Origin of the sequence: Acetitomaculum ruminis DSM 5522 (genome assembly GCF_900112085.1) — a bacterium.
GTDB lineage: Bacteria > Bacillota > Clostridia > Lachnospirales > Lachnospiraceae > Acetitomaculum > Acetitomaculum ruminis.
The window spans coordinates 69,008-87,845 of record NZ_FOJY01000004.1; the positions used below are offsets into that span (position 1 = coordinate 69,008).

Annotated in this window: 19 protein-coding genes, 4 tRNA genes and 1 other annotated feature; of the genes, 4 read left to right on the top strand and 19 right to left on the bottom strand. The window is 34.0% G+C overall.

Features of this window, described 5'->3' with window-relative positions; genetic code table 11:
* Positions 1–408 precede the first annotated feature (408 nt).
* Together BM153_RS13640 and BM153_RS13645 are read right to left on the bottom strand one after the other, a co-directional pair.
* The gene (locus BM153_RS13640) at positions 409–570 is read right to left on the bottom strand and encodes a hypothetical protein (protein ID WP_177205560.1); all 162 of its coding nucleotides are present in this window, start codon (positions 568–570) and stop codon (positions 409–411) included.
* Complete coding sequence (locus BM153_RS13645; protein ID WP_177205561.1) at positions 567–740, bottom strand: hypothetical protein; 174 nt, start codon at positions 738–740, stop codon at positions 567–569. The genes BM153_RS13640 and BM153_RS13645 overlap by 4 nt, the downstream gene beginning before the upstream one ends.
* Before the next feature lie 150 nt (positions 741–890).
* Here BM153_RS13645 and BM153_RS03445 point away from each other — a divergent pair, with 150 nt between their 5' ends.
* Together BM153_RS03445 and BM153_RS03450 are read left to right on the top strand one after the other, a co-directional pair.
* A complete protein-coding gene (locus tag BM153_RS03445; RefSeq protein WP_092870794.1) occupies positions 891–1,295 on the top strand; it encodes a helix-turn-helix domain-containing protein in 405 nt (134 codons plus the stop codon).
* A 259-nt stretch (positions 1,296–1,554) separates the two neighbouring features.
* Positions 1,555–2,541, top strand: coding sequence for a site-specific integrase (locus tag BM153_RS03450; protein ID WP_177205562.1), 987 nt, complete (start codon positions 1,555–1,557; stop codon positions 2,539–2,541).
* Positions 2,542–2,788: 247 nt separating this feature from the next.
* On the opposite strand, the gene BM153_RS03460 is transcribed toward BM153_RS03450, so the two are convergent.
* From BM153_RS03460 to BM153_RS03515, 12 genes are all read right to left on the bottom strand, one after another.
* Positions 2,789–2,861 (bottom strand) — tRNA-Thr (locus BM153_RS03460).
* Between the two features lie 61 nt (positions 2,862–2,922).
* On the bottom strand, positions 2,923–3,528 hold the full coding sequence (locus BM153_RS03465; RefSeq protein ID WP_092870800.1) for a sigma-70 family RNA polymerase sigma factor: 606 nt from the start codon (positions 3,526–3,528) through the stop codon (positions 2,923–2,925).
* Position 3,529: 1 nt separating this feature from the next.
* Complete coding sequence (gene rlmB, locus BM153_RS03470) at positions 3,530–4,270, bottom strand: 23S rRNA (guanosine(2251)-2'-O)-methyltransferase RlmB (protein ID WP_092870802.1); 741 nt, start codon at positions 4,268–4,270, stop codon at positions 3,530–3,532.
* A gap of 46 nt (positions 4,271–4,316) precedes the next feature.
* The gene (locus BM153_RS03475; protein WP_092870804.1) at positions 4,317–4,748 is read right to left on the bottom strand and encodes a Mini-ribonuclease 3; all 432 of its coding nucleotides are present in this window, start codon (positions 4,746–4,748) and stop codon (positions 4,317–4,319) included.
* A complete protein-coding gene (cysS, locus tag BM153_RS03480; RefSeq protein ID WP_092870806.1) occupies positions 4,733–6,130 on the bottom strand; it encodes a cysteine--tRNA ligase in 1,398 nt (465 codons plus the stop codon). Before cysS ends, BM153_RS03475 begins: the two co-directional genes overlap by 16 nt.
* Positions 6,131–6,805 carry a serine O-acetyltransferase EpsC gene (gene epsC, locus BM153_RS03485; protein WP_092870808.1) on the bottom strand — a complete coding sequence of 225 codons (675 nt, stop codon included), beginning with the start codon at positions 6,803–6,805 and terminating at the stop codon, positions 6,131–6,133.
* A gap of 68 nt (positions 6,806–6,873) precedes the next feature.
* Positions 6,874–7,106: a binding site (T-box leader), on the bottom strand.
* Between the two features lie 100 nt (positions 7,107–7,206).
* Positions 7,207–7,280, bottom strand: a tRNA-Met gene (locus BM153_RS03490).
* Positions 7,281–7,350: 70 nt separating this feature from the next.
* Positions 7,351–7,824, bottom strand: a complete 474-nt coding sequence (gene ispF, locus BM153_RS03495; protein WP_092870810.1) for a 2-C-methyl-D-erythritol 2,4-cyclodiphosphate synthase — start codon at positions 7,822–7,824, stop codon at positions 7,351–7,353.
* Positions 7,825–8,088: 264 nt separating this feature from the next.
* Positions 8,089–8,162: transfer RNA gene (locus BM153_RS03500), tRNA-Met, on the bottom strand.
* A 19-nt stretch (positions 8,163–8,181) separates the two neighbouring features.
* Positions 8,182–8,254 (bottom strand) — tRNA-Val (locus tag BM153_RS03505).
* 299 nt (positions 8,255–8,553) lie between these two features.
* Positions 8,554–12,303 carry a phosphoribosylformylglycinamidine synthase gene (locus BM153_RS03510; protein WP_092870812.1) on the bottom strand — a complete coding sequence of 1,250 codons (3,750 nt, stop codon included), beginning with the start codon at positions 12,301–12,303 and terminating at the stop codon, positions 8,554–8,556.
* 264 nt (positions 12,304–12,567) lie between these two features.
* The gene (locus tag BM153_RS03515) at positions 12,568–13,320 is read right to left on the bottom strand and encodes a DUF1638 domain-containing protein (protein WP_092870814.1); all 753 of its coding nucleotides are present in this window, start codon (positions 13,318–13,320) and stop codon (positions 12,568–12,570) included.
* Positions 13,321–13,775: 455 nt separating this feature from the next.
* Between BM153_RS03515 and BM153_RS03520 the strand changes: the two genes are divergently transcribed.
* On the top strand, positions 13,776–15,236 hold the full coding sequence (locus tag BM153_RS03520) for a PucR family transcriptional regulator (protein WP_177205563.1): 1,461 nt from the start codon (positions 13,776–13,778) through the stop codon (positions 15,234–15,236).
* 65 nt (positions 15,237–15,301) lie between these two features.
* Entirely contained in the window at positions 15,302–16,138 is an 837-nt protein-coding gene (gene larE, locus BM153_RS03525; protein WP_092870818.1) for an ATP-dependent sacrificial sulfur transferase LarE, read from the top strand.
* Between the two features lie 186 nt (positions 16,139–16,324).
* On the opposite strand, the gene BM153_RS03530 is transcribed toward larE, so the two are convergent.
* From BM153_RS03530 to BM153_RS03550, 5 genes are all read right to left on the bottom strand, one after another.
* Positions 16,325–16,687: a hypothetical protein gene (locus tag BM153_RS03530; protein ID WP_092870820.1), complete on the bottom strand. Its 363-nt coding sequence runs from the start codon at positions 16,685–16,687 to the stop codon at positions 16,325–16,327.
* Positions 16,680–17,126, bottom strand: coding sequence for a hypothetical protein (locus BM153_RS03535; RefSeq protein WP_177205564.1), 447 nt, complete (start codon positions 17,124–17,126; stop codon positions 16,680–16,682). Before BM153_RS03535 ends, BM153_RS03530 begins: the two co-directional genes overlap by 8 nt.
* Positions 17,065–17,484: a hypothetical protein gene (locus tag BM153_RS03540; protein ID WP_092870824.1), complete on the bottom strand. Its 420-nt coding sequence runs from the start codon at positions 17,482–17,484 to the stop codon at positions 17,065–17,067. The genes BM153_RS03535 and BM153_RS03540 overlap by 62 nt, the downstream gene beginning before the upstream one ends.
* Positions 17,484–18,137 (bottom strand): DUF4417 domain-containing protein, encoded by a 654-nt coding sequence (locus tag BM153_RS03545; RefSeq protein ID WP_092870827.1) that lies wholly within the window; start codon positions 18,135–18,137, stop codon positions 17,484–17,486. Before BM153_RS03545 ends, BM153_RS03540 begins: the two co-directional genes overlap by 1 nt.
* Before the next feature lie 199 nt (positions 18,138–18,336).
* Entirely contained in the window at positions 18,337–18,702 is a 366-nt protein-coding gene (locus BM153_RS03550; RefSeq protein ID WP_092870829.1) for a hypothetical protein, read from the bottom strand.
* Positions 18,703–18,838 lie beyond the last annotated feature (136 nt).

Sequence of the window (18,838 nt, forward strand, 5' to 3'; positions counted from 1 at the left end):
GATATTCCCCTATAGAGCCGTGACACTCTATAAGGGCTTGCACATAAAAAAATTGAGGTATCTTCTCCAGGAACTACTTCCCGGATATTCCCCTATAGAGCTGTGACACTCTACAAGGGCTTATATAATTAGGTGTAAGGAGAAGGCCTTTTAATATGCTTCCAATTCCCCTGCAAGGCTGTGACACCTTGCAAGGGCTGTGATTGAAAAATAATAATTACTGGAGTTCCAGGGCTGCATATCCTGGCGATTCCCCTGCAAGACTGTGACACCCTGCAAGGGCTTATATTAAGGGGGATATTGTAATTGCAATCCGGGGGGGTGGTCCCGGAGATTCCCTTATAGAGCTTTGACACTCTATAAGGGCTTATATGATTTTTCTCATTTTAAAATCCCCTGTTTTTATCCCTACTTGCTACTGCATTCTTTTTTAATTTTCGGGCTGTAATAACTGCTATAGAGATACATGTAAGTTCCACATTTTGAACAATAGTCTTTATTTACATTTGTATCCTTGTGGCCACAAGTTATGCAGCTTCTGTAGGCTGGTACTGTTTTGGTAATAATCATTGGGGCTCCTTTTTGGATTCTTTTATTCTCCTATTAATCATGGCTCGATGAGCTTCGTAACCGCTTAGCCATGCGTTAAAACAGGCAAGGCCTTGAGAATCCATTCTTTTTATTGCTTTTTTTAAGTCATATTCTTTTTGGGTCAATATTCCTTCAGGTAAAGGTTTCATATGTTTCACCTCGCTTATATCTTGTTTAGATAATATTATATCTAGTATAGTTGATTGTCAAGTAGTTTTTTATCTTAAATAGATATTTTTCTTGTAATTTTATCTAACACATGCTAACATCATAAGTACAGAAAAGAGGTGATTTACTAAATGAATGAAAGGATTAAAGAAATTCGAAAATACTTTAAAATGACTCAAGTAAAATTCGCTCGGTCAATAAGCATTGCCCAAAATACCTTAAGTCAGTATGAAAAAGGTATAAGCACACCACTTGATGCTATCATTGCTTCTATTTGCAAAGTATATAACGTTGATGAACATTGGCTTAGAACCGGTGAAGGTGAAATGTTTGTTAATAAAGAAAAAAAAGAACTCCTAGCTGACTTTTTTGCGGATGTTCTAGCGGATAATGAATCATTTAAGCTTCAATTACTATCTGCTATCGCTACATTTGATGCTGATGATTGGGCAGCCCTGGAAAAAATTACAAAGAAAATTGTTAAGGAATCAGAAGCACGAGCTAAATTTACTCAAGAAGAAAAAGACCACGAGTAATATCATGGTCTTTAATGATGAACTGCTGCCCCCCTTACAAAAGCTTTTGTGCCATCTTGTAGAGAATTGCCAGCATGTCAAACTTATCCGTTTCCTGGATAAGTTTTATAAAAGCTTCTTTCATCTTTCCCCTTCTTTCTGTGGGAATCTGAACGGTGCTTTTATTTTACACCTTAATAGAACATATATTCTATTGTTATTTTTAACAAATTTGCGAATATATGTTTGTATATATATTAAAAAAGGAGAACAACGCACTATGAAAATTGAAAAACGAGGTAACGGTTACCGGATACGAAAAATGTTTGACGGGAAAATGTATCGTGTAACTGTGGATTACAAGCCAACAAACAAAGAAGCTTTGCAGCTATTGGCTGAAGCTGTCACTAAGGACAGACTTCCCGACCCCCATTTTACTTTTAATACTATGGCCAAAAAGTATATTGCCATCAAAGAAAATGTCCTGAGTCCTTCCACGATCAGAAACTACTGGAGCATCTTAAAGAATATTTCTGATGAGTTTAAAGAAACAAGAAAAAGTGAAATTACTGCTGTTTTAGTCCAGGAAGAAATTAATCTTTACGCTGAAAATCATTCGCCAAAATCAACCAGAAACCTGCATGGCTTTATTGCAGCAGTTATAAAAATGTATATTCCCGGTCTGGTACTTACTACTACTTTACCCCAAAAGGAAAAACCAGATATATACATTCCTTCTAAGTATGAGATAGACAAGCTCATGGCCAAAGCGAAAGATACCCGTTATGAAATACCTTTATATCTTGCCATGTGTGGATTAAGAAGATCTGAAATTTTTGCCCTTACTTTAGATGATTTAAAAGACAATATCTTAACGCTCAATAAAGCTGTTGTCCTAAACTCTGAAAATGAGAAGGTGATTAAAACAACTAAAACCACATCAAGTAATAGAACTATTGTTATTCCTGAGTATGTTGCTTGTCTTATCAAGGATAAAGGTTTCATTGTTCCTAAGAACATGCCCATAGAATCCCTTAATAAGTGGTTGGCCAAAACTCAAGACCAACTACATATACACCACTTTAAGCTACATGCATTAAGACATTACTTTGCAAGTACTTTAAGCAAAAACGGAGTACCAGAAGCAGACATTATGCATTTAGGTGGCTGGGCAACTCCCCATGTCATGAAGGCAGTATATAGGCATAGTATGTTAGATAAGGACCTGGAGGCAAAACAAAATGCAATTAATAGTATTTTTAAATGAAAAAAGACTATGCACAAGCACAGTCAATTTTCTACTAGTTGCTGTTTTAAAACCTATTGAGTATCGGATTATAAACATTATATTTCATTTAAATATCCTGGGCAAAATCTTGGGCAAAAAATTTGTAAAAAATGGCTTTATTATGTATAGTTTCCCTTTATTTTTTACAAAAAATAAAGAGCCCCAAACCTGCTATTTTCAGCGGTTCGTGGCTCAAATCAGCATAAACGCTGATACCACCAAAAAAAGCTAGCAACGGGAATCGAACCCGTGACCTCAACACTACCAATGTTGCGCGCTACCATCTGTGCCATGCCAGCTTGTGTTTCAATCACACTAAACAACTATACTATTTTTAATTCACTTAGTCAAGCATTAATTTTAAAAAATGTTGCCTTTTTTTGAAAATTCCTTTCTCAATTTGTTTTTTATTCTGGAGATTGCATTATCGATGGATTTTGGTGGCTTTTCCAGTTTTTTGGCTATGTCACTATAATTCATTCCATCCATGTAATATTTTAAAACCTGATACTCTAAATTGCTTAGTTTTTCTTTTACAAAATCATCCATGCCTTCTAAGTTTTCCTTGGTAATCATCAGATATTCAGGATTTAGCTCCTCGTTTAAATGTATTTTTTCATCTGATTCTATTTTTTCGCTGTTGTAGGAAACATAGTCATTTAAAGGAACATTTTTCTTTCTGTTGGAAATTTTTATGGCAGTCATCATCTGTCTTTGAACGCAAATTCTTGCGAAGCTTTCAAAGGGAACATTTAAGTTTTCATTATAATCTCTGACTGCCTTAAATAGTCCAATCATTCCCTCCTGAATAAGATCGTCATTCTCTCCCCCTATTAAAAACATTGCCTTTGCCTGTTTTTTTACAATGGGCTTATATTTTTCAAGGAGAAAATCCATTATCCCGGAATTTCCATTTCTAAGCATGCTTATTAAATCATTATCTTTAAATTCTTCATAATTTTCCAATTTACTGCATCCTTTGTCTAACTATTTCAAATGCCAATATTCCTGCAGCTACGGAAGCATTTAATGAATCAATATCTCCCTTCATAGGAATTGAAGTGGTAAAATCGCAATTTTCTCTTACCAGTCTGCTTACTCCTTCTCCTTCATTTCCTATAACTAAACCTATAGGTCCTTTTAAATTTTGCCTATACATTATTTCCCCGTCCATATCGGCGCAAACAAACCAGATTCCTTCATCTTTAAGCTTTTTGATTGTATCTGAAAGATTATTTACCCTGGCAACAGGTGTATAATTTATGGCTCCTGCCGAGGCTTTTGCTACTGTAGCTGTAAGGGAAACTGCCCTTCTTTTTGGAATAATAATACCGTGAGCACCTGCTAAATTTGCAGTTCTTATTATTGCACCAAGATTATGAGGATCTTCTATATGGTCAAGAAGTATAATAAAAGGATCTTCCCCTTTGTTTTTTGCATTTTCAAGAATATCTTCAACCAAAGCATATTCATAGGCTGCTGCATAGGCGATAACTCCCTGATGTTTTCCGGTCTGACTCATATTGTCAAGACGGTCTTTTTTTACAAAACTAACTATGGTATCATGTTTTTTTGCTTCCCTTAATATTGTCTGAACAGGGCCGTCATGACAGCCGTCTAAAACAAATAATTTATCTATGGTTTTACCTGAACGAAAGGCTTCTATTACTGCATTTCGCCCTTCAATAGTAAATTCTTCGTATCTCATTTTTTCTCCTAATCTTATTTTAAAGGGGAGAATAATCTCCCCGTATTTAAGCCTTATCTATTATCTCAAGTCCCTTTTTTATTAACTCTAATATTCTTTTATTATCACCTTTTAAATAAAGATACCCCATTAAAGCTTCTAATCCGGTGGCTTTCCTGTAATCACCTATAGGGGCATTTTTTGCAGAGGTGGCAGATTTTGCATTTCTTCCTCTTTTGTAAACGGCTTCTTCTTCTTTTGTAAGAAATGTTTCCAGTCCTTCAATCATTTTTGACTGGGTAACTGCTTTTGCTATGTCGCTGGTGTCTTTATTAAGCTTATTTACGCTTTTGTTTCCCTTGTTTACATAAATGCTTCTTATAACCATCTCAAATACCCCATCTCCCAAAAATGCCAATGTAAGAGGGGAATAAGTCTCTAACGGCTTTAATTCTATATCAAAATAGCCTGCAATTTCATTATTTATACTCTTGTCCATGTTACTCCTTCTCTAGTATCTTTAAGAGCAATTCCTCTGGCTAAGAGCTCATCTCTTATTTCGTCTGCTCTTGCAAAGTTTTTAGCCTTTCTTGCAAGATTTCTTTCTTCGATAAGTTTTTCAATATCTGAATCTAAAAGTTCATCTTCTTTTTTAAATTCAATTCCCAATATTAAGCATAATGATTCCAAACGCTCCTTAAGAAGCTTTATAAGCTCTTTTGAATTTTCAGAGTTTACTTTTGTATTAATAAATTTAACTAATTCAAAAATAGCAGAAACTGCATCAGCGGTATTAAGATCATCTTCCATGGCTTCTTCAAATTTTGTTACAAATTCTTTTGAATCTTCGTAAATTATTTTTTCATCATCTGTAATATTTTCTAATGTACTTGCTTTTAATATTCTCTCTAATGTCTCATCTGCAGTTTGAATTCTTCCTAAAGAAGCTTTGGCAGATTCCATTAAATCGGCACTAAAATTAAGAGGACTTCTATAGTGAGCACTTAACATGAAAAATCTCAATACCAAAAGATCATATTTTTCTGATATCTGTCTTACTGTAAAGAAGTTTCCAAGGGATTTTGACATTTTTACATGGTCAATATTTAAAAATCCGTTATGCATCCAATAATTTGCAAAAGGTACTCCATTACAGGCCTCAGACTGGGCAATTTCATTTTCATGATGAGGGAATATCAAATCTTCTCCTCCGGCATGTATATCAATAGTGTCTCCTAAATATTTTTTAGCCATTACTGAACATTCAATATGCCAGCCAGGACGTCCTTCACCCCAAGGTGAATCCCAAGCAGGCTCCCCTTCTTTTTTAGGCTTCCAAAGCACAAAATCCAAAGGATCTTTCTTTTGATCTTCTATCGCTATTCTCTTTCCTGACTCAAGATCTTCTATATTTTTCTTTGATAATTTTCCATATTCCTTAAAATTTCTGGTTATAAAATATACTGTACCATTTACCTCATAAGCATAGCCTTTTTCGATAAGATCTGAAATCATCTTTATCATTCCATCTATTTCTTTTGTAGCTAAAGGTGTATTAGTTGAAGGAAGAACATTTAAGCCATCCATATCTTTTTTACATTCTTCTATATATTTTTGAGAAAGTTCTTTTGCAGTAATTCCCTGCTCATTGGCTCTTTTAATAATTTTGTCATCCACATCCGTAAAATTTGATACAAAATTTACTTCATATCCTTTATAGGTCATGTATCTTCTAAAGGTATCAAAAATAACCATTGGTCTGGCATTTCCTATATGAATAAAATCATATACTGTCGGACCACAGACATACATTTTTATTTCATTTTCTTTTATTGGTTTAAATTCCTCTTTTTTTCCTGAGAGAGTATTAAGAATTTTCATTTATTGTTTTCCTCCATCCTTTTGTTTCTTTGCTTTTCTTTCAAGCTTCATTATCCTGAAATTTAATTCATCAATTACCTTATAAAGCTTGTTTATGTCTTCTTCTACCACATCCGGCAAATCTGTCTGTTCCAAATCCACAGAAGGCATTTTTTTGTTATTTATTTTTACTATCTGCCCCGGAACCCCTACAACGGTACAATTTGGTGGAACTTCTCTTATTACTACAGAGCCTGCTCCGATTTTTGAATTATCTCCTACTTTAAATGAGCCTAACACCTTAGCTCCTGCACTTACCATAACATTATTTCCAAGGGTAGGATGTCGCTTTCCGGACTCTTTTCCCGTACCACCTAAAGTCACTCCCTGATACAGGGTAACATTATCTCCAAGTTCTGCTGTTTCTCCGATAATTACTCCACTTCCATGGTCAATAAACAGCCCCTTGCCTATAGTCGCACCGGGATGTATCTCGATTCCGGTTTTTCTTACTGCCCTTTGGGATATCCATCTTGCCAAAAAATAATGCTTATTAAGATAAAGTTTATGAGCAATTCTATAACTTAATATAACTTTAAAGCTTGGATAAAGAAGCACTTCTAAATTGCTTTTTATGGCAGGATCACGCTCTCTTATTACCTTGATTTCTTCCCTGATAAAACTGGCTAAACTCATTTCAACCTCCATAAATGAATTAAAGATAGTTTTTATGTCTAAACACAAAAAAAGCCTCTTATTTTACAATAAGAGACGAATATATCCGCGGTTCCACTCTATTTAAAGAAATCTATCATTAATTTTTAATAATAAATCTTTCCCTCAATACAATTAACGCTTGTACACGTACAGAAATACTTAATTCCTTCTGTCTGCTCCAGGGCGCACTAAATCTTTTATAGAATTCCGGATTCTCAGCAACACCGAATCTCTGTATCTCTAATAAATAAAAATCTTATTTCCCATTCAACGCATTTTCTATTTAGCTTACACTTTCCCCATAATAAAAAAAAAATTATTTTTTGTCAAGTACGGTAAAAAAGAAAAAAGACCAAAGTAAAAACTAAGGTCTTTTGTAGTAGCGGAAGGGAGATTTGAACTCTCGACACCACGGGTATGAACCGTGTGCTCTAGCCAACTGAGCTATTCCGCCATTTCTTCGCTGTCTTTCGCGACAACAAAATGAATTATACTACAGGATTTTTTATAATGCAAGTACTTTTTTAAATTTTTTCTAATAAGGCCACTGCCTGGGCGCTAATCCCTAATAATTCCCCCGTAAATCCTAAATGTTCCTCTGTGGTGGCTTTAATGTTTATACAGTCGATTTCTATTTCTAAGGCTTTTGCCACATTTTCTCTCATTTTTTCAATATGTGGGGCCATCTTTGGCTCCTGGGCAATAATGGTGGCATCTACATTGCCTACCTTGTATCCTTTATTTTGGCATATTTTTTTTACTTCCTTTAAAAGCATTATACTGTCTGCTCCCTTGTATCTTTCGTCAGAATCAGGGAAATGTTTTCCAATATCTCCTAAAGCTGCTGCCCCTAATAAAGCATCCATAATGGCATGTAATAAAACATCTGCGTCTGAATGACCTAAAAGCCCCATTTTATAGTCGATTTTAACTCCACCTATTATTAAATCTCTTCCTTCTACTAATCGATGTACATCATAACCTGTTCCAATTCTCATATTATATCCTTTCCGCTGTAGTTTTTGTAAAAAAATACGAATATCCATGATTCATTTAAACATTTCCTCTAATAAAGTAAACGACACTTCTAAATCATTGTTTATCTGCCTGTTTTTTTCTATATAGATATTTAACTTCTTTTTGATTTCTATTACAAATTTTTCGGCAAAACCTTTTACTTCATTATATCCGTTTTTTATTCATTCTATGATAACAAAAATATTTTCTCACAAAAAAACCTTAGCAAATGCTAAGGTTTAAAGTAGCGGAAGGGAGATTTGAACTCTCGACACCACGGGTATGAACCGTGTGCTCTAGCCAACTGAGCTATTCCGCCATATTCATTTGAAAAATGATGGGACCTACAGGGCTCGAACCTGTGACCCCCTGCTTGTAAGGCAGATGCTCTCCCAGCTGAGCTAAGATCCCATGTCCATCATTTTCATCAGTCACTGACGACTGCCTTGCTATTATATACTTTTTATTTATATTCTGTCAAGCATTTTTATATTTTTTTTATTTCTTAATCCACTTGTAATAAAATGGACATTCTTAAGCTTTTTACAATACTGTTTCGTAAAAAACACACGCCTTTTTCTGGTAGATGATTCGACAATTTTCTTTATCTCTTTTTTAAAATGCAAGAAAAATGGCCATACTTTTTAAAGTATGGCCATTTTGAACATTAATATGTAATGAATATTCCCGCAAGATGTGCTTTTATAAAACTATCTAAAATATTCAACTCCTGATTTAAATAACTCAAGATTTTGATTTCCTTCGATGTTTACAGCAACGCTATCACCGCGTCTTTCGGAATGTGCCATTTTTCCGTAAATTCTTCCGTCAGGACTTGTTATACCTTCAATTGAAAGGTATGAACCGTTTACATTATATTCCTCATCCATTGAAACATTTCCTGTCTGGTCTGAATAAACTGTTGCAACCTGACCGTTTTCCACGAGCTTTTTAAGCCATTCATCATTTGCTACAAATCTTCCCTCTCCATGGGAAACAGGATTTACATAAACACCACCGTTTGTAGCATTTTTAAGCCATGGAGACTTATTGCTAACTACTTTTAAGTATGCCATTTTTGAAATATGACGACCTACGGTATTGTAAGTAAGTGTAGGTGCATCAGCACTTTGTGGAACTATTTTTCCAAAAGGAACAAGGCCTAATTTTATAAGTGCCTGGAAACCGTTACATATACCTAATACAAGACCATCTCTTTCATTTATAAGTCCTTCTATAGCCTCTTTAATCTTTTCATTTCTAAAGGCTGTGGCAAAGAATTTTGCTGAACCCTCCGGTTCATCTCCTGCACTGAATCCTCCAGGGAACATTACTATCTGAGCTTCTTTTATTCCCTTTGAGAATGCTTCTACAGAATCTCTTATATCCTTTGCTGAAAGATTTTTAAATACATTTATGGAAACCTCTGCGCCTGCGTTTTCAAATGCCTTTGCACTGTCATATTCACAGTTTGTTCCAGGAAATACTGGGATAAATACCTTTGGCTTTGCTACTTTATTTTTGCAAATGTAAATATCTTTTGTCTCAAAAACCGGAATGTCTATCTTCTTATCCTCTGCCTTGTGAGAAATAGAAGGGAATATTTTTTCAAGAGGTTTTTTCCAGGAAGAAATAGCCTCTTCCAAAGCAATCTCTATATTATTATAAATAAGAGCAGGTTTTTCAATTGTTTCACCAATTTCAATAAATGGAATATTAAGCTCATTAATTCCCTCTTCTTCAATTTCAGCGATTATAGAACCGTTTAAAGGACTGTAAAATAGACTTTCATCTATATCTTCGTCAAATTTTACACCGATTTTGTTTCCGATTGCCATATCAAAAACAGCCGGTGTAATTCCGTTTCTGTCCGGTACATACGAAGCCTTGATAACTTTCTTTTTAACCAGTTCGAAAAACTCTGAATACATTTTCTTAGCATCTTCATATACAGGAACATCGAACTCGTTTTTCTTAAAGGTGAAAAGCATTAATTTATGTCCAACACCTTTTAATTCAGGAGTTACAACATTGTTTTTGTCTGCAACATCCACTGCAAATGAAACTAAAGTCGGCGGTACATCTATATCATTAAAGGTTCCTGACATAGAGTCTTTTCCACCTATTGCACCAAGTCCAAAGCCTATCTGAGCATCATAGGCACCTAAAAGTGCTGTAAATGGCTGACTCCATCTTTCAGGGTCTCCTGTCATGCTTCTAAAATATTCCTGGAAGGAGAAATGAATTTTTCTATAATCTCCACCTGTTGCCACAATTTTTGCAATTGAATCTGTAACTGCGTAAATTGCACCATGATATGGACTCCAAGATGAAATATACGGGTCAAATCCGTAACTCATCATGGTTACTGTATCTGACTCTCCTTTATCTATAGGTAATTTTGCTACCATGGCCAAAGTAGGGGTAAGCTGGTATTTTCCTCCATAAGGCATGGTTACTGATGCTGCTCCAATAGAGGCATCAAACATTTCCACAAGACCTTTTTGTGAACACTCATTAAGGTCTGAAACAGCATTTAAGAAATATTCTTTAGTAATTTCTTTTTTACCGTTGTAGAAAATACTGTCTTTTCTTGATGGAATGTCAACAAAAATTTCTGTTTCCTGATGAACTCCGTTAGTATCAAGAAATCTTCTGCTTAAGTTTACTATTTCTTTTCCTCTCCACTTCATAACAAGTCTTGGAGATTGGGTAACCTTTGCAACTATTGTAGCTTCAAGGTTTTCCTGGGCAGCATATTTCATGAATTCATCAACATTTTCAGGGGCAATAACAACTGCCATTCTCTCCTGGGATTCTGAAACAGCAAGCTCAGTTCCATCAAGTCCTGCATATTTTTTAGGAACTTTATCAAGATCAATTTCAAGTCCGTCAGCAAGCTCGCCAATGGCAACAGATACACCACCTGCACCAAAGTCATTACATTTTTTAATTATGCGGCTTACTTCGCTTCTTCTGAATAATCTTTGAAGTTTTCTTTCTGTAGGAGCATTACCTTTTTGTACTTCTGCTCCACAAGTTTCAATAGATGATGTAGTATGTACCTTTGAAGAACCGGTAGCTCCTCCGATACCATCACGGCCTGTTCTTCCACCAAGTAATACAATAATATCCCCCGGATCAGAGGTAAGTCTCATTACATTTTTTCTTCTGGAAGCACCCATTACGGCACCGATTTCCATTCTTTTTGCAACATAACCAGGATGATAAATTTCCTTAACATAACCTGTTGCAAGTCCGATCTGATTTCCATAGGAGCTGTATCCATGAGCAGCATCCTGTACGATTTTCTTTTGAGGAAGCTTTCCTTCAAGAGTCTTTTCCATTGGTAATGTAGGATCTGCGGCTCCTGTAATACGCATAGCCTGATATACATATGCTCTTCCTGAGAGAGGATCTCTTATGGCACCTCCAAGACAAGTAGCAGCACCACCAAAAGGCTCTATTTCTGTCGGATGGTTATGGGTTTCATTCTTAAAGCTTATAAGCCATTCTTCTTCTTCTCCGTCAACCTTTACAGGAACAACAATACTGCAGGCATTTATCTCATCTGATTCTTCCACATCTGTTAAGATGTTCTCTTTTTTAAGCTTTTTAGCTGCAAGTAAAGCCATCTCCATAAGACAGATAAATTTACCATCTGTGTCTTTGTAGATTTCATCTCTGTCTTTCATATAATTATTAAAGGCTTCTACCAAAAGCTTTTTGTAATCGCCTTCACCAAAAAATACATCTATAATTTCTGTGGAAAATGTTGTATGTCGGCAATGGTCTGACCAATAAGTATCAAGCACCTTTATTTCTGTAATAGTTGGCACTCTTTTTTCTACCGTTTTAAAGCAGTCTCTTATATATTCAAAATCATTATAGGTCATTGCCAGAGAAAGGGACTCATATAATTTTCTAAGTTCCTCTTCAGATTTGTCATTAAAACCTTCAAGATATTTAATATCCTCAGGCTCATCATATACGGTAATTAATGTTTCAGGCTTTTCTTCGCCACATTCTCTTGAATCAACAGGATTTAAACAAAGGGATTTGATTTTTTCCAGTTGTTCATCACTGACATCACCCTTTATTACGTAAGTTGTAGCAGTTTTGATAACCGGATCTTCGTTCTCATCCAGAAGTTTCACACACTGCATGGCTGAATCAGCCCTCTGGTCGAACTGACCAGGAAGATATTCTGTGGAAAAAATCTTTCCATCGTAATCAAATTTTTCTTCATATAAATAATCAACATTCGGTTCACAAAAGACTGAATTTTTAGCCTTTTCAAAAACCTCATCCGATACATTTTCAATGTCATACCTAATAAGAATTCTTACGCTTTCAACGTTTTGAAGTCCTAAAAAATCCTCGATCTGTCCGAAGAGTTTTCCGGCCATAACGGCGTATGGTGATTTTTTTTCAACATAGAGTCTTTTTACTTTACTCATTTTTATCCTCCACTTTATCCGGTTATTATTTTGCTTACGTTTTACTATACTAAATCATATTACACCATTTGGCAATGCATGATTTATCAGAAAATAAGACGAAACTCATAGTAAAAATTATTAAATTTCACCGTCTTTTCTTTAATATATTATATAGCGATTTTCTTTAATAACCAATTATATTAAACCTGATAATTCCACAAAAAACTCTTAATGCAGGTATTTTTCCTACATTAAGAGTATCGTCTGTTTTTTGTCTATATCTTATTTTTCTTTAAGTTTCATAATTTCTTCATCAAACGAAGGGGTCATTTCACTTCCAGGAGGGACAATAACAAATTTGTCTTCATCCCAAGGACCTTCGATTAAAGCTTTTAATAAAGTGTTTTCGCCTTTCATTTCACGAAAATCCCAGCCTTTTTTTGCAGCTATATCCATCACTATTTCCCTAGATCCTTCAAGCCGGGTTTCATCCCAATATACATAGGTAGCACAATTATAGTTTTTTAACATATCTTTTTCCATGGAAATAAGATATTCCACAGTATCTTCATCTTCAAATTTTTCCATATATTCTTCTCTTAACATCGCTAAATGCTTTTCGTCATTATTCGTGGCTCCCATATCCAAAAATCCCTGAGAATAAAAATATGAACCACCACAATTTTCAAAATATTCTTTATACCTTTCCTTTGAGCCTAGAAAAAAGGTTGAACAATCATGAGCCTTTGGAATAACCAAAGGATATTTTTTACTTTTTAAACCTACTGTGGCATTTGAGCAAAGTCCATATCCTATAAGAATGGCCTTTAAATCATTTTCTTTAAGGTCATTGGTATGACAGTCTGCATCCTCATCAATACGGTCTATCTCTGCCTGAATAATATCCTTTAAAACAGCCGGTTTATTATGAAAATCTTGTTTAATATAGGTTATATCTATGACATTTTTTGACCCTGCCACAAGGGATGATATTTCTCTTGTAATTATCTTGCAGGAAATTAATTTTAAATACATTTCTTTATCCTCCGGTTTTATTTATGGTAAATTAATTTTAAAGTAAATTATAAATCCTGTAAAGAATCCTCTTTTAAGCGAAAACTCATCGGGTAATTTTTTATTTTCTTTAACATTTTCTGTGTAGAATATTTTTTTACTATACGGGGCATTTTAATTACAATTATTATTTTTTGTACTCATTGTACCTATTTTTATTTGATTTTTAGACTTTGAGTACAAATTCCCTTCCAAAAAAATTGATTATTTTTATTCATTTAGCATCTTTTTTTCAACATATTTACCACTAAAAAATTTACATAATTTTACAATTCTGCTTATTCTGTATTTTTTTTTGTTTTTTTTGCATTTTTTGACGATTTCTTTTGACATTTTGTGCTAAAGATACTATAGTAATAATAGTTAAATTAATTGATAAAAAATTTAGTAAATTTAATATGGTGGAGGGTATCAGTATGAAACTTAGCATGTGGATTTTAGCTGATTGGCTTTGGAAGTACAATCCGATAATTTACATCAAACACGGTGAACAATCTTTAAGAGGGGTAAGGTTGTATCATCCGGAGCAAAAGATGGAAAAACAAAATGTTTATCTTGGACGCGCCCAGGATTTTATTGGCAGCGGTGGAGATGGCGTTATTTGTGTTCATGAGCACGACATGCTTTTGCTGGATACTAATGACATTGATATGGTTTTAAATGAGATTTTTTCAGCCTTTGATTTTTATAATAAATGGGCAGATGATCTTACCGGTTCCATTGAGCACAACAGTACTTTACAGGAAATCATTGACATTAGTTCAGAATTATTCGATGAGTCCGTTATTATTTGTGATGCTTCTTATAAGGTTTTGTCATATTCAGCCAATTTTGAAAAGGAGCCTTTTTCAAAGGACTTAAAATCAATTCTTATGGAAAGACAGAATTCTCTTTCCAAATTTACCTGTGTCCGCACCGGTCTTCAAAATAATGACAGCGTTAATGCCGCATTTATAGCGAATTTCCCTGATTTCGAAAACAGGCTTATTATTTCTAATGTCTTTAATTTCAAAAAGTTTTTAGGTCAGGTACTGGTTGTGGAACAGCATCATAAGATTTCAGAAGGACGCTTACAGCTTGCTTCTACTTTAGGAGATATTGTTGCCTATTGGATAAGATATAATTCCGAACATATTTCCATGAGAGCCGAGGCATCTATCTTTAAAGATCTTATTGAAAACAAAAATATTTCAAGAGAAGATGCGGTAAGACATCTTAATCAGATTGGCTGGCGAGAATCTGATGATAAGATTGTAGCAAGATTATCCGTTCCAAACAGTTCTGCCAATATTTTAATGAAGCAGTTAAACAATATAGGTCTTACTGTTCCGGATTCATATCTTATAATACATGAATTTTCCATAGTTCTCATTGCCAATTTAAGAATTACACCTATGGAAACCTTAAAAACCCAGCTGAATCAGATTATTGAAAATTCTAACTACTGCTGCGGTGTAAGTTCTACTTTTAAAGATATTTTGGATTTTAGAAAATACTATAATCAAACAAGTATTGCCATTAAATACAGTAGAAGAAAGGTTGGAGATATAGTATTTTGCGAGGATTATATCATGGATTATATCTATGACATTATCCGTACTAATTCAAATACTATAATTATGCACCCTATTGTTAATTCCCTAAAGGAATATGACCTTGCCAACAAGGCTGACCTTTATAACACTCTTTATCAATATCTGGTTCATGAAAGAAACCTTGTTAAAACGGCGGAAAGTCTTGGAATTCACCGAAATTCCCTTCTTTATCGTCTTAAAAAGATAAAAGAAATTTCTGATGATGACTTTAATGAGTCAAAAATCAGAGAATATATATTAATGTCCTTTAAACTAGATTTATTTACAAATAAGGCATGCTAGAATTTAAAACGCAGGATTAAGTCGTCTTGGTCCTGCGTTTTTAGCACATAAAAAAAGGAGGAAGTATGACTGACCTATTAGAAGAAATAGCCATATCAGAAGATGAAAAAAATAAGTTTGAAGATTTGAAAAAATATCTCAAAAGCCTTAAAAGTGTCGCCATTGCCTTTTCCGGCGGTGTTGATTCTACTTTTTTATTAAAGACAGCTCATACTGTTTTGGGAAACAATGTGCTGGCAGTTACTGCCACATCCCATACTTTTCCTAAACGAGAGCTTAATGAAGCCATTGATTTTTGTAAAAAAGAAGGCATCAGACATGTAACTGTGGAATCCGAAGAACTTAAGATTGAAGGTTTTTCCAAAAATCCCGTAAACAGATGCTATCTTTGTAAATATGAGCTTTTTAAAAAAATACAAACTATTGCCCTAAAAAACAATATCAGTAATGTGGCTGAGGGCTCAAATATGGATGATTTGGGGGATTACAGACCAGGACTTCAGGCCATAGCTGAATTACATGTATTAAGTCCATTAAGACATGTAAAACTTAATAAAAAGGAAATCCGGGATATTTCCCATGTTTTTGGTCTTCCTACTTGGAATAAACAATCCTTTGCCTGCCTTTCTTCCCGTTTTGCCTATGGCGAGGAAATAACTGAAAGCAAGCTTTCAATGGTTGATAAGGCTGAACAGCTTTTGTTGGATTATGGTTTTAGTCAGGTCAGAGTCCGGATTCACGATAAACTGGCAAGGATTGAAATTCTTCCTTCTGAATTTGAAGCATTGCTTAAATACAGGGAAAATATTTACAAACAATTCAAAGAATATGGTTTTTCCTACATAGCTATGGACCTTTTAGGTTACAGGACAGGAAGTATGAATGAGACTTTAGAAAAATAATTTAAACGGGTAGGAGGTAGATAATAATTTTATCTACCTCCTACCCACAACACTGTACATACAGCTCCGTATACACCGCTTCTCAAATTATCACATTTTTTTAACATGAATTTGTGAATACGGGGCGTCTAAGTTTGCTACTTTCACTTTATTGATATAAGTTTATTGCATCTTTTCTCATTTGTATTAACAAATCTCTACTTTTATCGATAGCATCGAAAATCTAAATAGGTATGCCTTTACGGTTGCAACACGATATGCTTGAACTATTGGATTATTATATTTTTTGCTTATGCCGGTTATAATAAGTAAATCTATATTCTCCAACTTCTTTTCAAAATTATTCCAGTCATCTTCCGTATCTATCGTTTCATCCATAGTACTCAATGAAATTTTACGCACAATCTCTTTTCCAATATCAAATATACAATAATCTTCTCCAAAATTTGGAACTTCCATAAGATTTTTTGTTGTGATTGGATAATCTGACAAATTTATCTTTTCATATTCACAATTCAGTAGAAACTTTTGATATATGTATTTACTCATTTTGATATCCTCCAAGAAATATATCTATTTCCCAAAATGTCTTCGATTTTTGAGCCAATTTTAGAGAATCTTCTACAATATCTAAAGCTTTTTTTTCTTCCGGCTCTTTTAATTTTTTTCTTTCTTTCTGTACTAAACCAATAGCTTTGTCAAGATCATCATATATAATTCTCTCTTCTTCACACACATCAATTATTGTTCCAAAATTCTTGTCAAATTTAGAGAACAGACCTAACGGTTTGCGAAGATAATTATACTCTTGTTCATTCAATTCAAAAGTAGCAACATTTGAAATATTTTTATCTAGATTGTCTAATTCTCTCACGCCTTCCTCATTTAGAGGTACATTAATATAGTATACAAACATTCCAACCACCTCATTTTCTTTTTTTGATAATATAATGTGTTGTCCTATTAAATTCAGTCTTTGTTTTTCCAACCATTTTACCCTTATCAGTAATTTTATTGTATGCTTCTTTTCCATTTTTATCTAAATATTTAGGTTTTCTGCCTTTATGTGTTAAATCCTGCACTCTTAGATATCCACTTATATCCGCAACAACCGCTTTTGTTCCATCTTTGCTATAATAAATAATTTTACCTCCAGCAATCACTGGTTTTGCACCTGGAGCAACTACAGAAACAACATCATTAATATCCACGGTTTCCCACTGATCTCCATATAAAGATTTCCTAGCGTAGCCTTGCTGGATTAAATCTGCGATAATAGAATCTCTCGTTGATACATCTTTTTGAAAAGCAACTAAATTAGAGTAGTCTGTTTTTGCATCTGACATTATTTCACCTTCTCTCCTCGACTAATTCGTTGATAGTCGGTAAACACTTTATATTGTACTCCATATTCATCTAATATATCTGAATATTCCTTCTTTAATTTTCCATAGAAAATTAACATTTCCGGATTTGTAATAATTAGTTTTGTACGCAAATACATTTCATTGATTTTAATATGACCGTTACTGCAGCCCAAAACTCCAACTGTAAACCATGAATTTGTTGGATACAATGCTAACATATCCACCGTATCAAGGCATCCAGTCCTAAAGTTTGGTATAAGCTTCACACCATGAAGAGCTAAATACACATCTGCCATCATGTTTAAAGCAATATTAAATTTTTGCAAGTTTAAATCCCAGTTTATTCTTGGACTTAAATCAAAGCCACCAAAAGCCTTAAATTCTAAGTATTTGTCTATATCCTTATCTAATGATAGTAGTTTTTTATAAATCTCTTCATCATTATTAAAAGAAACTAACATTGACCTCTTTTTATTCTTTACAGCCGATGTTTTGCCCAAAGGACATACTTCATCCGGCATTTCTCTTATAATCATATCTTCTGTAATTATAGGATATCCTTCATCCGAAAATTTTACTCCTTGATTTAAAAGATAAGAATATAAATATTCTGACAATTCAAATAAATTCATTATAACCATCTCCTTTTTATTTAAATTAGGGTACAAAAATACACCCTAGACTTCAAAAATATTTGCAATAAGCCGAGGATGTGCTATAATGAATGTGTATGTGGTGCTCATTATAGCACAAGACTTAAGCGCATTATAACTATTGCCGTAGTTACTGATGTGCTTTTGTTTTATTTATTTTGCTTTGCGTTATCGTTTTTTATTCTCCCTCCTTTTCTATCTTTATAAATAAAATCTGTTCTTCTAGATCAAATTGAGCAACATATCGTTTCGCCGGTGAAAAACTAATACCTGTAATCGTTGAAAGATATTTTATAAAATCCTTACACCCAATGCGTACCCATCCATTTTTTATTCTGCTGTAGAACTTATAAGGTTTTGCACCTTCCATTCCTTTAGCATCTTTTATTCCAATCGTTAGCTGCTGCTCATCAAATCCAACAACAACCTCTTCTGGATTTCCCAACATCGATATAGCTGGTGTGTTACACCCCAAACTCAACTCGCTAATCGTTACATATGGAGCACCTGATGACACGTAATTCCAATCAAAGTTAAACTTCATTTTATTCACCTCCATTTTTCTTTCTAAGTATAACACTCCGTCTTTATTTCGTCAACAATCAAAAATATTTTTTAATAAAATCTCACAACATCACAGTAACATAATCAATGCATGGTTTAATTCATCAACAAATTTC